The 17,850-nt window shown below is 44.5% G+C and carries 12 protein-coding genes; 8 read left to right on the top strand and 4 right to left on the bottom strand.

All coding sequences use genetic code 11. The annotated features are described in order from the left end of the window. On the top strand, positions 1–3,153 hold the full coding sequence (locus LQZ07_RS06590) for an efflux RND transporter permease subunit (protein WP_152780140.1): 3,153 nt from the start codon (positions 1–3) through the stop codon (positions 3,151–3,153). 66 nt (positions 3,154–3,219) lie between these two features. Here LQZ07_RS06590 and LQZ07_RS06585 read toward each other — a convergent pair whose 3' ends face one another. Beyond that, on the bottom strand, positions 3,220–3,933 hold the full coding sequence (locus LQZ07_RS06585) for an ABC transporter substrate-binding protein (RefSeq protein ID WP_194164064.1): 714 nt from the start codon (positions 3,931–3,933) through the stop codon (positions 3,220–3,222). Between the two features lie 113 nt (positions 3,934–4,046). On the opposite strand from LQZ07_RS06585, the gene LQZ07_RS06580 reads away from it, so the two are divergent. The 3 genes from LQZ07_RS06580 (at position 4,047) to LQZ07_RS06570 (ending at position 7,238) form a co-directional block, all read left to right on the top strand. Beyond that, positions 4,047–4,877 (top strand): LysR family transcriptional regulator, encoded by an 831-nt coding sequence (locus LQZ07_RS06580; protein ID WP_152780144.1) that lies wholly within the window; start codon positions 4,047–4,049, stop codon positions 4,875–4,877. Positions 4,878–5,083: 206 nt separating this feature from the next. Continuing rightward, positions 5,084–5,242, top strand: coding sequence for a hypothetical protein (locus LQZ07_RS06575; RefSeq protein WP_016400405.1), 159 nt, complete (start codon positions 5,084–5,086; stop codon positions 5,240–5,242). Between the two features lie 334 nt (positions 5,243–5,576). Further along, positions 5,577–7,238 (top strand): AMP-binding protein, encoded by a 1,662-nt coding sequence (locus LQZ07_RS06570; RefSeq protein ID WP_152780146.1) that lies wholly within the window; start codon positions 5,577–5,579, stop codon positions 7,236–7,238. Positions 7,239–7,316: 78 nt separating this feature from the next. On the opposite strand, the gene LQZ07_RS06565 is transcribed toward LQZ07_RS06570, so the two are convergent. Continuing rightward, positions 7,317–8,522, bottom strand: a complete 1,206-nt coding sequence (locus LQZ07_RS06565; RefSeq protein WP_152780148.1) for a carbohydrate porin — start codon at positions 8,520–8,522, stop codon at positions 7,317–7,319. 494 nt (positions 8,523–9,016) lie between these two features. After that, a complete protein-coding gene (locus tag LQZ07_RS06560) occupies positions 9,017–10,306 on the bottom strand; it encodes a carbohydrate porin (RefSeq protein ID WP_016400409.1) in 1,290 nt (429 codons plus the stop codon). A 554-nt stretch (positions 10,307–10,860) separates the two neighbouring features. On the opposite strand from LQZ07_RS06560, the gene LQZ07_RS06555 reads away from it, so the two are divergent. After that, a complete protein-coding gene (locus LQZ07_RS06555) occupies positions 10,861–11,985 on the top strand; it encodes an endo-1,4-beta-xylanase (RefSeq protein ID WP_152780150.1) in 1,125 nt (374 codons plus the stop codon). Positions 11,986–12,130: 145 nt separating this feature from the next. Next, positions 12,131–13,390 (top strand): NADP-dependent isocitrate dehydrogenase, encoded by a 1,260-nt coding sequence (gene icd, locus LQZ07_RS06550; RefSeq protein WP_152780152.1) that lies wholly within the window; start codon positions 12,131–12,133, stop codon positions 13,388–13,390. A gap of 10 nt (positions 13,391–13,400) precedes the next feature. Here icd and LQZ07_RS06545 read toward each other — a convergent pair whose 3' ends face one another. After that, the gene (locus tag LQZ07_RS06545) at positions 13,401–13,910 is read right to left on the bottom strand and encodes an adenylate kinase (RefSeq protein ID WP_152780154.1); all 510 of its coding nucleotides are present in this window, start codon (positions 13,908–13,910) and stop codon (positions 13,401–13,403) included. Between the two features lie 661 nt (positions 13,911–14,571). On the opposite strand from LQZ07_RS06545, the gene LQZ07_RS06540 reads away from it, so the two are divergent. Beyond that, positions 14,572–17,010, top strand: coding sequence for a carbohydrate binding domain-containing protein (locus LQZ07_RS06540; RefSeq protein ID WP_152780156.1), 2,439 nt, complete (start codon positions 14,572–14,574; stop codon positions 17,008–17,010). A gap of 80 nt (positions 17,011–17,090) precedes the next feature. Beyond that, on the top strand, positions 17,091–17,837 hold the full coding sequence (locus LQZ07_RS06535) for a hypothetical protein (RefSeq protein WP_152780158.1): 747 nt from the start codon (positions 17,091–17,093) through the stop codon (positions 17,835–17,837). The last annotated feature ends 13 nt before the right edge of the window (positions 17,838–17,850 follow it).

Below are 17,850 nucleotides of genomic sequence, written 5' to 3'. Positions count from 1 at the left end.
ATGCTTAGTCGCTTTTTTATTCAAAGGCCAAAGTTTGCTTTGGTAATTTCTATCTTATTGTCGTTGGCTGGGGCTATTGCCCTAATGGTTTTGCCAGTGGCCGAATATCCTCAAATTAGCCCGCCTTCGGTAAGCGTTTCCGCTTACTACACTGGTGCCAGCGCAGAAACCGTAGAAGAAGCCGTCGCCGAAGTGATTGAGAGCTCGGTAAATGGCGTGGAAGACATGTTATACATGAACTCCAAAAGCGCTAACGATGGCTCTTATTCACTAACGGTAACCTTTGATATTGGTACCGACCCCGACATGGCACAAATTAATGTGCAAAACCGGGTTACTCAAATTGAATCTAAGTTGCCGCCAGAAGTGCGCCAAGTGGGCGTAACCGTACGTAAACGTTCACCAGACTTATTAATGGTGCTTAACTTTTATTCTCCAGACGGGCACTACGACGATACCTTCTTAAACAACTACGTCACGCTAAACATTGAAGACCAACTCGCTCGCGTAAAAGGCATTAGTGACGTACGAGTAATTAGCTCAGCTGAATACTCAATGCGGGTTTGGTTAGATCCATTAAAGCTTGCCAACCTTAACTTAACCTCCAGTGACATTCGCGCCAGTTTAGCTGAGCAAAACGTGCAAGTGGCTGTGGGTTCTATTGGTGCGCCGCCCTACCAAGCTAACAACGACGTGCAGTTTAGCCTGCTCACCAAAGGCCGCTTAGATACCGTAGAAGATTTTGAAAACATTCTATTAGTCGCCAATGCCGATGGCTCAAAAATCTATTTGAAAGACGTAGCCCGGGTAGAGTTAGGCAAACGTGGTTATGCCGCTTTTGGCGAGTTTAGGGACCAACCTTCAGTATCAGTGATTTTATCCTTGCAAACTGGCGCTAACGCTTTAGAAAGTGGCGAAGCAGTAATGGCTTTAATGGGCCAGCTTAAAGCCAATATGCCAGAGAAAATGGATTACGAAATTGCCTACGACACCACCTTATTTGTGGAAGAGTCAGTCAAAGGTGTAATTAAAACCCTAATTGAAGCTATTTTGCTGGTAATTTTAGTTACCTACCTATTCTTAGGAAGTTGGCGTTCTACGCTAATACCGGTAGTGGCTATTCCGGTATCACTGATCGGCACCTTTGCCATTATGTTGGCAACCGGCTTTACCATTAACACCATTACCTTGTTTGGCTTAATTTTGGCCATCGGTATTGTAGTGGATGACGCGATTCTGGTGATTGAAAACGTCGACAGTAAACTATCGGCCCACCCAGAACTCACCCCACGCCAAGCCACCTTAAAAGCGATGCGCGAAGTAACTGGGCCGATTATTTCCTCCACCTTGGTATTGCTAGCGGTGTTCTTACCGGTTGCTATGCTGCCAGGAATTACCGGGGTAATGTATCGTCAATTTGCCATTACCATTTGTATCTCGGTTGTTATTTCCTCAATCAACGCCTTAACCCTTTCACCGGCGATTTGTTCGTTAGTATTAAAGCGCGGTAAGCAAAAACAAGCGCGTTGGTTTGCGCTGTTTAACCGAGGTTTAGTGGCAATTACCACCCGTTACGGACAAGCTGCTGGCATGTTGGTAAGGCGCAGTGCAGCGTTAGTGGTATTCTTCTGCTTGGCCATTGCTGCTGTAGCGTGGATGAACCACAACACATCTAAAGCGTTTGTTCCGCAAGAAGATAAAGGCGTATTGCTGGTTAACGTGCAGTTGCCCGACTCAGCTTCACTTAGCCGCACAGCGGAGGTCTCTCAGCGTCTCAATGACATTATCCTTGAAGAACCTGGCGTAGAAGCAGTGAGTTTAGCTAACGGCTACGGCTTGTTGGCTGGGGCTATTCAGTCAAATGCTGCCACCATGTTTGTAAAACTAAAACACTGGGACGAGCGCAACGATCTAGCGGGCGATCACAGCTCTTTTGCGATTAGCCAACGTATTAATGAACAAGCCTATGGGCGAATTCAAGATGCAATGATTTTCGCCTTTGGCCCACCTGCTGTTCCTGGCATGGGCACCGCTTCAGGCTTTGAGTTTGTACTGCAAGATGGCTTAGGCCGCTCGCGCAGCGACCTTGCCCAGGTGATGCAAGACATCACTATTAAGGCCAATGCAGCACCAGAAATTGGCAGTGCTTTTAGTACTTTCCGAGCCGACGTACCGCACTTTTATGTAGACATCGACCGCAGCAAAGCTAAACAGCTAGGCGTGCCACTTGGAGATTTGTTTACAACTTTACAAGCTAACCTTGGCTCGTTATACGTAAACGATTTTACCCTCTACGGTAAAAACTTCCGAGTCACCATGCAGGCAGAGGATGAATACCGTAGCCGCCTAGATAACCTTGGTCAGTTTCATGTTCGTAGCATGAGTGGCGACATGGTGCCACTGAGTACCTTGGTCACCATTGAACAGCAGTTTGCACCCGACGTTGCCTGGCGTTACAACCTGTACCGCAGCGCAGTACTGCAAGGCCAACCGGCACCGGGTTACTCATCTGGTGACGCCATTGCAGCAATGGAGCGAATAGCCGCAGAAGAGCTGCCAAATGGTTACCAATATGAATGGACAGGCATGGCTTACCAAGAGATCCAAGCGGGTAACATGGCCATATTCGCCTTTGCCTTAGCACTGCTATTCATCTACCTGTTTATGGTGGCACAATACGAAAGCTGGACGATTCCGCTTGCCATTATCCTGGTAGTGCCCGTAGCCACTTTAGGTTCTTTTGTTGCGTTAGCCATTGCTGGTTTGCCAATGAACTTATATGCGCAAATAGGCTTAGTACTGCTGATTGCCCTGGCCGCCAAAAATGCCATTTTGATTGTTGAGTTTGCTCGTATGCAACGTGAAGACAAGGACATGCCGATCAATCAAGCGGCGGTAACCGGAGGCACCTTGCGCTTTAGAGCGGTAAACATGACCTCTTGGTCGTTTATCTTTGGCATGATCCCACTGGTTTTAGCGAATGGCGCAGGCCATATTAGCCAAAACTCTTTGGGAATATCGCTGGTAGGTGGATTGCTGTGTGTATTACTAGTAGGCACCTTCTTAATTCCTGGTTTTTACGCGATGATTCAGCGCCGCCGCGAAACACACCATGGTGGCTCTACAAAATTAGAAGAAATAGAAGAGGTTTAAGCCTTCGCAATTTACCTCACTAAAAAGCAAGCCCTAGGGCTTGCTTTTTTATTGGTAAGGCAACCGCTAAAAATTGTCCCGGTTGCGCCTAATTGCGCGATTAATTTCATCTAAATGCTCTAAGCAAGGAGAAGATTTAGACATCACCATATAGATGTTCTGCTCGCTAATACTAGGCTGCATATCCACCAATACATCGGCATATTCTGTATCAGCAATTTTTAGTCTGCCCCCATGGGTGGCATATAACAAATAGTCAGCTCTTTTTAAGGCAATCAGCTTAATCGCTCTATCTAGGTCATCCATTGTAGAAATAGTAAGGTTTTGCTTGGCATAGCTATCAAACTGATCACCAAAGCTACTGCCCAGCATTTGTATGCCACGCTTGCCCTCTAAGCTTTCTAAGCCACTAAAAGCAGCACTTTGCTCTTTATGAATAAAAGCTGTGCTGTATTCCACGCCTACCGCATCGCTAAATACAAACTTACTACCACGTTGCTGGTTATAAAAAGCAGCAATAACCACATCCAAATCACCCGTTTCCAACTGCAAAAACTGCCGCTTCCAAGGCACCATTGCTTGATACTCAACATCAATGCCTACATCGGCAAAAACTCGATTTGCCAAGTCGACCGCTAAGCCTTGCAAGGGAGCTTGAGCATTAACTCTGTATGACACGTCAAACCAATTATGCTCACCGTTCACGCGAATTTTCTCACATGCGGCTTGCGCTGATGCAAGCCATAAACAACTGACAATAAAAGTGAATAGTCGTAACACTGGCAGTTCCTTTTGCCACTACTTAAGTTAAAAGTAGTAAACAATAACACCAAAAACAATCTGACTCTAAATAAGATATAGTACTCAAAATCAACGATTTTCAAGGCTGGTCTATGTCGCTATCGATTGAGCAACTCGAAGCATTTGTTTATACCAAAGAGTGCGGAGGATTTGGCCCGGCGGCCCGCAAGTTAGGAAAACATCGCACTACGGTTAGTCATTTAGTAAACGACTTAGAGCTTGACTTAGAATTAAGCTTATTCACTCGCTCAGCCAAATCAGTTCTTAGCGAGCTAAATTACTTTGAGCAAAAAGCCCAAGGCTTACTTGAAGCACAGCCCGATAAACTCAGCATAGCGGTCGATGTATCACTAATGGATGAGCAATTTGCCTTAGGGCTAAAGGCGCTTAATCAACAGTATCAAAGCCTAGATATTGATGTGCTTAGCGGCGACACCATAAGTATTCACCACTGGGTAGAACAAGGTGAAGTAGATATCGGCTTTAGTTTAGGAACCTTTGAATACTCCACTCAGCTGGTTTATTCACGCGCTTATCAGTTTGAATTGTGTTGCGCGATTAAGGCTGAGCCCTACCAACAGAAAGTAGAAGTCTCGGAGCTAGAGCTTCGCCAGCTTAGGCAAATAGGCTTCAACTTTTTCAATCAGTTGGGTTTAGCGAGTTCTCAAACTATTAGCCACCGTTTAATACGCGCCAGCAATAGTCAGCAAATTATCGAATTAGTGAAAGCTGGTTTAGGCTGGGCTATTTTACCGCGCTATTTATGTGAGCCACTGTTCGCCCAGCAACAACTTAGCGAGCTGTGGGTGAATGGAATGAACAAAGAGCACTGGCACTGCGATGTAGTCTGGAAAAAAGAACGCCCCCAAAACCTCGCTATGCAAGCCTTTACTCAACACTTCTGTAAACTGGAAGATAAATAACAGAATTTTATTTCGAAAATCCATTGGTTTATTTTGCTATACCCTAAACCAGCTTGCCTACCAAGCTATAAGTAGTGAAATATATCACTCACAAACCAAGAGATACAAATTCAATCCCTAAGGGATTTTTGAGTGTCGCCAATTCAATCTACACTGCAAGCACGTACTAGCAATATCGCTAAAGCCAACAAGCAGAGGAAATACTCATGGGTGACACTTTAGATATGATCGGAATAGGCATCACTTTAGAAGCTTCACGCAATAACTTAAACAAATTTGCCACCGAAGATTTAAAACGAAAAGTAGCAGAAGTGCAGGCTCTGGCTAACAACATAATCAGTCAAACACAGCAAAAAAATGACTAAGTACTAATGCAAAGCCTAAACACCACTGCCATTGTTCGTTTAGGCTTTGCTAACTAGCAAACTCACTCTCGGTCATTTAAAGGCTTCAATAACTTCGCTAGCTTCAAATAAATCCAACACTTCTTGCCACTTTATCCACAAAACTGGTTACTTGGAGAAATTGGCTAATGATTTAGCTCAACGATTCACAAAAATACGCTAGGGTTTATTATCGCAATCAGCTAATCTTGCGGGCAAAAATAGATAAGCCCCAAACAGCATATTATCTGCTTGGTAAAACCGCTTGGTTCGCCAAACAGGACTTTTCGTGCTAACTAATGGGTGAGGATAGAATATGAATTCATCAGACCAACCTTGGTTAAAAAGCTACCCAGACGATGTGCCCGCAGAAATAAGCACAGAGCAATTTGAGAATTTGCTGGGATTGTTTGAGCACAGCTGTAAACAATTTCCTAAACAAACCGCCTTTATCAATATGGGTAAAAGCCTCACCTATCAAGAGCTAGACCAAAAATCGCTGGCCTTTGCCGCCTATTTACAACAAGAGCTAAGCATGCAAGCTGGCGAGCGTATCGCCTTAATGATGCCCAACGTGTTGCAATACCCCATTGCACTTTATGGCGCCTTGCGAGCAGGCTTAGTGGTAGTCAATGTGAATCCGCTGTATACGCCACGCGAATTAAAGCACCAGCTTTGCGACTCAGAAGCTAGCGCAATAGTGGCCGTAACCAACTTTGGTAATAGCCTGCAGCAAGTGATTAAAGATACCCAAGTTAAACACGTTATTCTTACCAGTATCGGCGACCAATTAGCCGTGCACAAACGCACCCTAGTTAACTTTGTGGTTAAGTACGTTAAAAAAATGGTGCCTAAGTACAACTTGCCTGGTGCCATATCAATGCGCCGCGCCTTAACTCAGGGCAAAACCATGGCTTATCAAAAGCCGCAGCTTAGCGGTGATGATATTGCTTATTTACAATATACCGGCGGCACGACTGGTGTGGCGAAAGGGGCAATGTTAACTCACCGTAATGTGTTAGCTAACGTGATTCAGGTTTACTATCACTTTGCCCCACGCACCTTATTAGACCAAGAACACGCGGTAACGCCGCTACCGCTTTACCACATCTTCGCCAACACCGTGAGCATGATGTTCATCTTGTATATTGGTGGCAAAAACTTATTAATTACTAATCCACGTGATCTTAATAGCTTTGTAAACGATCTTCGTAAGTACCCTTTCACCATGATTTTTGGCTTAAACACACTGTTTAACGGTTTGCTTAATCATGCCGGCTTTAGGCAGCTAGATTTTTCGAAAGCACGCTTCACCATTGCCGGTGGCATGGCTACCCAAAAGCACATTGCCGAGCAATGGCAAGAGCTTACCCAAATGCCAATTATTGAAGGTTATGGGCTTACCGAATGTTCGCCAGTTGTGGCTGCAGGAACCCATCAACAACAAGCCTTTATCCCCTCTATTGGGGTACCGATGCCTAGCACCCAAATTCGAGTGGTAGATGAAGAAGGTAACGAGCTAGACGTGGGCGGTGTCGGTGAGCTACAAATAAAAGGCCCGCAAGTTATGCAGGGCTACTGGAAACAACCTGAAGAAACCGCCAACGTTATCACCGAAGATGGGTGGATTAAGTCTGGCGATATTGGTCGCATGGACGAGCAAGGCTATTTCTTTATTGAAGACCGTAAAAAGGACATGATCTTGGTGTCAGGTTTTAACGTCTTTCCTAGCGAGATTGAAGAAGTTGCAACGCTACACCCATCCATTGTTGAAGCTGCAGCAGTTGGCGTTCCAGACGATGTGAGTGGCGAACGCATTCGCTTATTTGTGGTTTGTAATGCGCGAGTTGGCCGAGAAGAAATTAAAAAGCACTGCCGCAAACACCTTACCGGTTACAAAATGCCAAAAGACATTGTTTACCGTGAAGAGCTACCTAAAACCAATGTAGGTAAGATTTTGCGTCGCGAGTTACGCTAACAAAAAAGGGCGCAGCTAAGCTGCGCCAAAATTCCAAGATTAGGCTCTGTCCCTATCGCCCATTAAAAGTGGTAATAATTACCACCACGCGTCGAACATCATGCCTACGTTAGTAGCCGGTGTTGTTTTATCACCCACTTTCACTTCACCATGAGTTACAAAGAATCGAATCTCTGGGCGCGACCATAAGAAGCTTCCCATCGACATGTTTTGCTGAATACTAACTTTCCAAGCACTCTCGTCTTGGTTATCGTTGAAATCTACACTGTCGTAACCAAACTCAAACGACGTAGAGTGGATATCAGACCAACGGTAATGAGGTTTAATAACAAACTGATTCCAGGTGCTTTCATCGTTGTTTTCTAAATCAGATTGTTCAAAGCTGTAACCATAATCAATAGCAAACGAATCACTTAGACCTAAGTTACCAAACCAGTAAAATGCTGTTGAATTAATGTCGCCTTTAATTTGGCCGGCGTCCAACAAGTTGTTATCGCTCACATTGTCGTTGTAACGAATAGCAAATTCGTTAGTACCCATGCTCCAACCCACTTTATAGAAAGCTGCTGCTTGAAGCGAGGTTACGTGTTTTGGGTCATGCTCATCAGATTGGTCACCAAAACCATAGTTAAAGTTAAAGCCTATGCTACCTGAGCCTACTTCGATGCTGTGTAGCTTTGAGGTTACCGCGTAACGGCCGTTATTACCGTTGTCGCCAGATACCACTGCCAAATCAAATTTAGCCATACCAAAATCCATGTTGTCGAAACCACCACCGGCACCGTCATTCATGAAATAGAAGTAATCATTTAAGCCAAACTGAGCTCGGCCATTAAAGCGTTTACCTGCCCAAACATACATATCTTTCTGGCTTTCAAACAAGTTTGAACCACCCGCAAAAGCCTGAGCCATTCTTAAATTGTAGGTTGTACTATCATTGTGATCACGCTGCCAGCCATAGCCGTCGTCCGCCATAAAGTAGATATCCCAATCACCCGCATTTTCACTCTTTTGGTGATAATTAATACCTAACTCCATACCGGTACCTTCGTTACCAATACGACCAGGTTGTTGCGGGCTGCTTGGAGCTTTAATAATTGCAATACCATTTCGTACCGCGTTATAAGCTTGAGCTTCATGTTCACTATTATTTTTTTCTGTATTAAAACCCGCAACCATGCGGGCGTAGCCGTTGTAACTTAGGCCTTCTTCCTTCGCAAAAGCAGAACCACTAAATGCCATACCGGCACTCATCATCGCAACTGTAAGCGCTTTCATATTCATGTTTACAACTCCATGGAATAAATTTTTTTTATTAGTTTATCCGGCGAGTGAACCTCACCTTCGAGCCCGAGTATAATTTTGAGAGTCAAATTAAATTGAGACAAATATCACGCACAAGCAGAATAAAATAACTACAGATCACAAAAACAAAAGCTTTTACTGAGATTTAAATGTTAGCGATAAATTAAGATAATTCAGGATAAAATATCATTAAACACCTGCAAAATAGATCAAAATTCACATAAACAGCAAAATATAGAGATAAAGTTTAATACAAAAAACATAAAAGCAAAGACGGCGGTTAATCCAATCAGCATAAAACTCTAAACAGAAATGTTGTGTTTTAGATATAGAGGCGTTAACTAAAGAAGAAATTAGTATTACTAGGCGGGAATTTATTAAAGGCTTACAAACAAAATAAAGGGCGTAAACAACGCCCCTTTGATGATGCAACAGCCTCAACCAGTGAAGCTATAACTCATGAGTAAAACGCTTTACCACCAAGACTCAAACATAGCACCTAAAGCCAAAGTATCTTGCTTGGCTTCGATAGCTTCATTGCTGCGAACTTGATTGTCTGCTTGGCCAGTAGTGGCATAGAAACGTAACATTGGACGAGCGTTACCAAAGGCATTAATGGTTACGTTTTGCGATAGAGTCACTTTCCAAGCCGTGTTTTTACCGCCTTGATCGTAATCCACTACCGAGTAACCAGCCTCTAACCACGTAGAGTGTGTATCGTTCCAGTTATACATAGGTCGAACAATAGCACTGTAGTTGGTGCGGTCATCTTCCGACGAGTTCGCATCGTAGTTGTGGTAGGCACCTAAATACTCTAGGGCTACTTGCTCACTGAAATTAACCGCGCCTTCTAAGCTCAAATACAATGTGGTTAAATCTTCAGTTTTATTAAATACACTGGTGTCTGCATTATCTGCATAGCGTGCAATAAACTGATTACGACCTTTAGACCAATTTTGGTCAATCACCGCAGCTAGATGGTAGGCATTAATCTTGTCTTTGTTTTCTATTACGCCATTATCATCATATTGGTCGCTTTCAAAGCCATAGTTAAATAGAAAGCTCAAGGCAACAGAGTCGGCGAGTTGCAAGGCATGCAGCTTAGACGTTAAGGCATAGTTACCGTTGTCTCCCGGCCCATCAACCTGGCCAACTACCGAGAAATCTAACTTGGCCATATCACCTAGTTCAAGGTTATAAATACCACCACCTTGACCATCGTGACTCATCCAAAAGTAATCATTTAAACCCTGTTGTGGACGTTGGTGGAAATCTCGACCCGCCCAAATATACGCATTAGGCTGGGATGCAAAAATATTGGTAGCGCCGGCGTAGAATTTTTTAAGAGCAATATCGCCATACTCACTAATTTCTTCGCCACTTTCGAGCTCAGATTCATACTTCCACCAGTTTTCTAGCATCAGCACTACATCCCAAATAGCACCACTTTCACTTTGAAATGCTTTAGCGAATTGGAATTCACCACCATTGGTTTCGTTACCTAAACGACCAACAGCACGGCCAGCAAGCTCACCTTCAGCTTGAACATACTTTTGAAAGTCATCTGAATAATGTAAGCCGTATCGGGCATATCCTGAAAAGATAATGCCTTCTTCAACAACAAATTCAGGGTCTAAAACCACTGGCTGAGAATCTTTAATCTGTTGAAATTGTTCAGAATTAACCTCGTCTTCTGCAGCGCTAACGAGGGGGGAACAAGTAAGTGCGATTGCCACAGCTGATGTAAGCGCTTTCACATTCATTAAAAAACTCCTGGAATAGTAATTATTTTATATTTTTATTCTGCCTATTTGGATTTAACTCTAGGCGAAAAGAATATAACTCCAAATAAACCTAATTATTGAGAGCAATATCACGCATGAAAACCTTACCAAAGATTCAGATCACAAAAATAGCAGCAATAACTGTAAAAAATATAATCAAGTAAAAATGGCAATATTGAAGATAAAAATCACAAATTAAGTTAAATTTAAGAAATTAGTTTCAAAAACTGCGCAATAAACAGCATAAAGAAAAATCAAAGAAAAATTAATTTGAACAATATTTGCTTGTTGTAAAGCTCAATCAATGCAATTAGATAAACTTCATCCCGCCACTCTACACTACTGATTTTATTAGCAATAAATATCAATGCGCCCTGTTAGAACCTAGATCACAAAAACTATTTACTATAAGACGATTAGTGTTTTTGGTAATCATATGAAAGCGCTTTAATCTGATTTAATAACACAGACTTAAAGCAAATGACTGCTTGCTCCCCTGCGTTGTTAGCGCTAACAGACATCAAGGATTATTTATGCGTGTACTACCATTAGCACTACTTTCTACAGCTATAAGCATTGGCCTAAGCGCTTGTGGAGGCTCAAGTTCTGATTCAGGAGAACCCATCGAAGTACCTCAAGTAGAAAGTCTAAAAGCACTAAGCACTACCTACATGGGTGCGGCCGTGCCAGCAGGATACGAGGACCAGTTTAGTAACGGTATTGAAACACGCCCAGAGTTGCAGGATGTTGTTATTCAACATTTTGATCAGATCACCGCTGAAAACATTATGAAATCGGCATACATACAGCCTCGCCAAGGCGATTTCACCTTTCAGGATGCCGATAACCTAGTGGATTGGGCAGTCGACAACAATATTACCGTGCATGCTCATGCTTTAGTGTGGCACTCACAAATGCCTAGCTGGATGGAGAACTATCAAGGTGACTGGCTCACTATGATGGATACCCACGTAAGCACCGTGGCCGATCACTTTAAAGGCCGTGTAGTAAGTTGGGACGTAGTAAACGAAGCGTTTAACGACAATGACGATAACGGCTATGCCACCTACCGTGATACCGATGCAAATAGCGGCGGCCATGGCAGCCCTTGGTACCAAAATTTAGGGAAAGACTACATTCCTGAAGCCTTTAAAATGGCCCATGCTGCAGATTCTGGTGCAGAGCTTTATTATAACGATTACAACATCGAAGACGACGGAGCCAAGCTAGCCTCGGTACTAAGAATGGCCGATGAGTTACTTGCCGATGACATTCCCATTGATGGAATTGGCTTCCAAATGCACGTTAACTACGATTGGCCAAGTGCTCAAGCGATTGGTACTTCCTTTGCCAAAGTTGTGGCAAAAGGATTGAAAGTGAAAGTAACCGAGCTTGATATAAAAATGAATCCAAACGGTGACCGAAATACTTTTACTGCCACTATGGCCGAAGAGCAAAAAATACGTTACCAAGAAATCATCAAAGCCTATTACGACAACGTACCTGCTAATTTACGCGGCGGCATTACTGTTTGGGGTGTAAGTGACGCAGACAGCTGGATCCCTCACTTTACCGGCCACAATGATTGGCCACTGTTGTTCAACAGTAGTCTTGAGCAGAAACCTGCCATTGAAGGTGTAGCAAACGAACTAAAATAGAGAGTAAGGCTAGCTGCCAAACCAGCAGTTAGCCGTTTCTTTTCGCTTAAATCTACACTAGGTCACTTCTTACCACACATAGCGTTGCCCCTCTTTAGCTAGCCAAGTAAAGTAAAACTAAGCACTCGTTACTTTTAGGCTATGCATGCCATATCAACATATTCGTGTACCCGCTGGCGGAGAGAAAATAAGCCTTAACCAGCAGCAAGAATTACAGGTTCCCGACAAACCCATTATCACCTACATAGAAGGTGATGGCGTAGGTGTAGACATCACCCCAGTGATGTTAAAAGTGGTTGATGCCGCCGTGGCCAAAGCCTATGGCCAACAACGAAAAATCATGTGGATGGAAGTCTTTAATGGAGAAAAGGCCGCCAACATGTACGATGGCGACTGGTTTCCACAAGAAACATTGGGTGCAATACGTGAACATAAAGTAGCCATTAAAGGCCCACTTACTACACCGATTGGTGGAGGCTTTCGCTCGCTCAATATATCCCTGCGTCAAGAGATGGATCTGTTTGTAAATATTCGTCCGATTCGCTGGTTTCAAGGGGTGCCCTCACCTCTTAAAAAACCCGAGCTAACCGACATGGTGGTGTTTAGAGAAAACTCTGAAGACATATATAGCGGCATCGAATGGAAAGCCGGCAGCCCAGGTGCAGAGCGAGTAATCGACTTCCTTCAACAAGAAATGGGCGTAACCAAAATGCGCTTTAGTGAAGAGTGTGGCATAGGGATAAAACATATCTCCGAGCTAGGCTCAAAACGGCTGATCCGCCATGCGATTCAATACGCAATAGATCACCAACGCGACTCCGTTACTCTAGTGCACAAGGGTAACATCATGAAATTTACCGAAGGCGCCTTTAAGAATTGGGGCTACCAACTAGCCCAAGAAGAATTTGGCGCTCAAACCCACAGCAACGGCTATTGGTTAGAGATCCCACGACAAGACGGCCAAGCCCCGCTAGTGATCAAAGACATTATTGCCGATAGTATGTTCCAGCAGGTAACCTTGCACCCAGAGCTTTACGATGTAATAGCTACCATGAATCAAAATGGAGATTTACTGGCCGACGCATTAGCTGCCCATGTGGGAGGAATTGGCATTGCCCCAGGCGCTAATATGAGTAGCGAAGTAGCCTTTTTTGAACCCACACATGGCACCGTTCCACGCTTAGCTGGCCAAGATAAAGTAAACCCCTGCTCTATTATTTTATGCGCGCAAATGATGCTAAAACACATCGGTTGGATAGAAGCTGCCGACCTGATTAGCCAAGGCGTAGACGGTGCCATTGGCGCACGAACCGTCACTTACGACTTTGCCCGGATGATAGAAAATGCGACCGAAGTAAGCTGCTCTGCCTTTGGCGATGAAGTGATCAAACACATGAGCAGCTAAACGGGTACTTTTAGACTTGTTCAACAAAGCGGTTTAACTCTTTTATTGAACGAATCACATAAAGCTTTTTGCCCTTAGCTATAGTTTGCAGCTTCTGCATAAAATCATCATTCCAAAACCTAGGGCAGAGCTTCAAGGTTTTATAGCTTTGCAGCGACCCTTTAATCACCGAGCTACCACTAGGCCAACCAGCTGGTTTAACAAATAAGCCTTTTAGTAGCCGTTTAGTCACCAGCCAGTAACTCACTGCATAAGGCAAATCGATATAAATAAGTGTATCAGCTGCCTCAAGGCGCTCATAAAAAGAAGAAATTGGCCCAAAGCCATCTATTATCCATCTATCTGAATGTAATATCGCGCGATGCTTTTGATCATAAACTTCGCGCTCTATTTGGCTGCCATCAGGCTTGAATAAGATGGAGTCTAACGCGTGTAACTCTAGATGTGTTGCTTGAGTCAAGCCCTTGCTTAAGGTTGACTTGCCACTGCCTGGTTTTCCAAATATCGCTACTTTTTTCATATTACCTCCTAACAGTAAATACCCCAGAGGCAGAAATAGAAAACCCGCCTCAAGGGCGGGTTTCTAAATTTTAAGCACATCAGCAAACCCACCATTCCTATGGAATGATGATAATTCGTGCTGAAAAATGACTAAATAATATACTCATAAACTAATATTTATCGATATCTAGATTAATGTCAACCAAGGGCTTTACTAGCTACCTTATTAGCAACAAGTAAATGTATACACCACTTATCTTAAGCTAACCCACTTTGGTACAAACTAGTCATCGCTTAACCAAGGCCTCTTAGAACCCTGTTAACAAATATCCTTCTTTTGCCTTGCGTATCACTCAATATTTCTCCCCAAAATAATCAGTAAAAACTTAAATATGAGATCTGGCGCAGAAAAATCATAAAAACATGCTTAAGGCTTAAGCGCTAAATAATCACACAAGAACCCTCAAAACTACTGGCTAGGTATCGTTTTCAGAATTCATGAAACTAAACTATCTATATAATTATTATGAATTTTTATCAGTTATAATGATATTTGTTAGTTATTTTATAAATATTATATTAATTCAAATAAGCCAAGCTTTTTGACCGTTTGGTAAATAAACACCTAATTAATGGACTAACAAAAAGGTGTTAAGTGTTAACAATCAATAGGGAAATACATGAACAATATAGTGTGTCGCAGCATCATTTTCTGCTGCCTACTCCTCTCCTTTTCTAGCCACTTACAAGCTGCTCGCTACACTGGCGGTGTGGCGATTAACATAGATCAAAACGTCACTTTCAATTTTGGCATTGCCAATCAAGGCAACCGTACTGCTACCGTTTGGTATAGCAATAACATGGCTATCGCCATCGAGGGCGCAACAGCAAGCACTTATGAACGTGCAACCATGGAGAAAATTGTTGCGCTGATGGCAGCGTCTAAAGCCTCATTTGAAGAATTCACTGGCCTACGTAATCTGCCTCTAAATGGCTCTTATAGAGGTCTACCCACCATTCAAGTTCCTAGAGACAACAATGGCGCGGGCGGCCTAGCAGCACATGGTGTATTTGGCCTTTCTGTTGGTAGCGGCCTGTTTAACCCTTTTTATGAGCGAGTCAAACAGGGTGATATCAGCATCGACCAAGTGTGGCTCTATGAGATGAACCGTAACTTCTACAAGAGTGGCAGCAACGGTTGGAACGCTTGGATAGACTGGGCCTGCGATGGCAATAACTCTAACTACGGTTATTGGACAGTTGGCTTCAACAATGCCGCTGCATTTTGGATTGTGGATGACTTAGGTGTAGGGCTGCACTACTTCGGTAAAGACTATGCACGCTTTCGCCAAGATCACAAAGACGAGCTAGACAAGTACCTAAACAACAATGCCTATAACTTTGACAATGTTTGGGCAACCAGCAAACTGCCTTGGCGCAATGGCACCATTAATACGCTGATGTCTGCGGTATTGCTTGAGTGGTACGACGATCTCGGTGGCAAAGCTTTTGTTCAGCGCTTATATCAACAAATAGAAAACAATCCCAAACTGCGCGATCGCTTCGACCATCAAGGCGCTAGAGATAACTGGTATCGCATGGTTAGCCGTGCTAGCCGCAGCGACCAAGCTCAATACTTCGAGAACACCCTACGTTGGAGTATCTCTAGCTCGGCCAAAGCGCAAATACAAAATGAGCTCGGTGGCGACAATGGCGGTGGTGGCAATGACAGCGACATCATTATAGAAGCAGAAGATGCCCAACTTTATGGCCTATTCAAGGTAGGCAATGACAGCGCCGCTTCAGCTGGTCAGTACATTCACTCCGAGTACCAAGGAAATTACTACGGAGAAAACGTTGAAGCCAATCGTGCCGAGCTAAGCTTTACAGCACCTCAAGCGGGTTTGTATACCCTAAAAGGCACCACCTATGCGCCGAACAATCAAGCTGATTCGTTTTATATAAAAGTCAACGACAACCCTCGTCAGATTTGGGATACCACCAACAGCTCAGTCTACGAAGAGATGGATGTTAACTACCGCAACGAAGCTAACCAAGTTGAGATAGATATCTCAGCGGGCCAACACAAAATTGTGGTCTATGTACGTGAAGATGGCACCCGTTTAGACCGTTTACGCCTGGTGCGTATTGGTGAAGGTAATGGTGGTCAAGATGATGGTGAGAATGGTGGCTATGACGGCATTCCACGCCCAATCACCATTGAGGCAGAAAGCGCCACCCTATCGGGATTATTCCGCAAAGGTAGTGACGCAGCGGCAAATGCTGGTGCTTACATTGATTCGGTTCTCAACGGCCAATATTTTGAGGGCAATGCTAGCAACCCTAATCGTGCTCAGATGTCCTTTATTGCGACTGGCGCAGGTCGCTACCAGCTAAAAGGTACGTCTTACTCGCCAACACAAAGTGCAGACTCGTTCTGGGTGCAAGTAAATGGCGGGACGATCCACCTCTGGGATACTTTGGCTACAGCAGCGTATGACGAGATGGACGTAAATTCTCGTGGTGTTTCCGACACCCTTGAAGTCCAGCTAAACGAAGGTGAAAACACCATCACCGTATACGTGCGTGAAGATGGTACTCGTTTAGACCAACTGCGCTTATTGCCACTTGATGGCAACGGTGGAGGCGAAGAGCCGCCAATTCCTGAGCCAGAAGTAAACCTGCTAGTAAATGGTGACTTTGAAAGTGGCAACAGCACCGGCTGGGTTTCTGGCTACTCCGCTACCACCACTACTACCACCAGTGCTTACAGCGGCAATTATGTGCTGTTGAGTAAAGACCGTAGCGCTTGGTATCACGGTCCTAAGCAAGACGTCATCAGCAAGCTCAATGTGGGCGGCAGCTATAAACTCAGCGCCATGGTACGCATGGTTTCTGGTAGCAGCACCAAGATTGAGTCACGCTTACTGACTCGAGATGACACCGGCCATGTATGGCACAAACTCGGCCAAGTATCAGGCACTACCGCCTGGCAAGAGCTAAGCGCCGAATTCACCGTTCAAGCGAGTGGCAGCCTGATCAATGCCGAGCTGTACTTCTTCGGCCCGGATGCAGGTAACAACTTCATCATTGATGAAGTCTCGCTGGCCGAGCAATAAACCCTTGAGGCTGGCCAGCCTAGTGCTGGCCAAGCCCAATCCCCTCACTGCTTTATTTGTATTTAATACCAGAGAACGACATGAAAAAGACAGCCCCCTTAGGCGCACTTGCTTTGCTAACCGCGAGCCTAGCTGCCATATACGGCCTAAATAGTGATGACCCACAACAAGACTTAGAGCAAGCCTTAGCTCCACCGACGCCCCAGCAAAAATCAGCCAGCCCTAAAACTGAGCAAACAACGCCAAGCGAAGGCAGCGCTCTACTTGCTCAACAGAGCAAGACTATTACACCTCAGCCGGCCAACGCAGAAAAACAACAGACTGCACTTCAAGCAGCAAGCGATGAGGAAAACGTAGCCGGCGACTTACCGCGCGAAACGCATACTCGCGCTTGGAACGAATTGCCAGAAGTGCCAGCCCAGTTTGAAGAGCTGCTCAAAGACGGCACAGAGCGCCATTTTGTCGAGTATTCAAATTTCAAGGTGCAAGATTTGCGGGTTGGCGATCAACTTGACATCCCAGTCCCACAACTGGACCAAAGCTTCGTCACCGAAGTCGTCAGTGTGGTTCCCCTAGAGCACGGCGGAAAAGACATTACCTCTCGTTTTGATACCGGAAACGGCGAGAACTATCGGGTCACGCTTACCTCGGGCCAAGGCGCGCTATACGCCACCATTGACACCCCCTATGAGACCTACTTTGTCCAAGGGCACGACGGTGAAGCTTGGGTCATATCTAGCCGGGAAATGAGCTCACTGCGTAGCTGGGAGCACTCCGATGAGTTACTGCCAGAACCAGTGAAAGCACCCAAACCACCCGTTAATTAATTCACTACAAACC

The sequence above is a fragment of the Agarivorans sp. B2Z047 genome (assembly GCF_023373605.1).
GTDB classification, from domain to species: Bacteria; Pseudomonadota; Gammaproteobacteria; order Enterobacterales; family Celerinatantimonadaceae; genus Agarivorans; species Agarivorans albus.
Note: the sequence above shows the minus strand (reverse complement) of the source record. Positions and strands in the feature narration are given on the sequence as shown.

Coding starts and splice junctions, on each gene's coding strand:
- LQZ07_RS06575 (WP_016400405.1), top strand. CDS start 5,084: ATGGGTGACACTTTAGATATGATCGGAATAGGCATCACTTTAGAAGCT.
- LQZ07_RS06570 (WP_152780146.1), top strand. CDS start 5,577: ATGAATTCATCAGACCAACCTTGGTTAAAAAGCTACCCAGACGATGTG.
- LQZ07_RS06580 (WP_152780144.1), top strand. CDS start 4,047: ATGTCGCTATCGATTGAGCAACTCGAAGCATTTGTTTATACCAAAGAG.
- LQZ07_RS06565 (WP_152780148.1), bottom strand. CDS start 8,522: ATGAATATGAAAGCGCTTACAGTTGCGATGATGAGTGCCGGTATGGCA.
- icd (WP_152780152.1), top strand. CDS start 12,131: ATGCCATATCAACATATTCGTGTACCCGCTGGCGGAGAGAAAATAAGC.
- LQZ07_RS06555 (WP_152780150.1), top strand. CDS start 10,861: ATGCGTGTACTACCATTAGCACTACTTTCTACAGCTATAAGCATTGGC.
- LQZ07_RS06535 (WP_152780158.1), top strand. CDS start 17,091: ATGAAAAAGACAGCCCCCTTAGGCGCACTTGCTTTGCTAACCGCGAGC.
- LQZ07_RS06540 (WP_152780156.1), top strand. CDS start 14,572: ATGAACAATATAGTGTGTCGCAGCATCATTTTCTGCTGCCTACTCCTC.
- LQZ07_RS06545 (WP_152780154.1), bottom strand. CDS start 13,910: ATGAAAAAAGTAGCGATATTTGGAAAACCAGGCAGTGGCAAGTCAACC.
- LQZ07_RS06560 (WP_016400409.1), bottom strand. CDS start 10,306: ATGAATGTGAAAGCGCTTACATCAGCTGTGGCAATCGCACTTACTTGT.
- LQZ07_RS06590 (WP_152780140.1), top strand. CDS start 1: ATGCTTAGTCGCTTTTTTATTCAAAGGCCAAAGTTTGCTTTGGTAATT.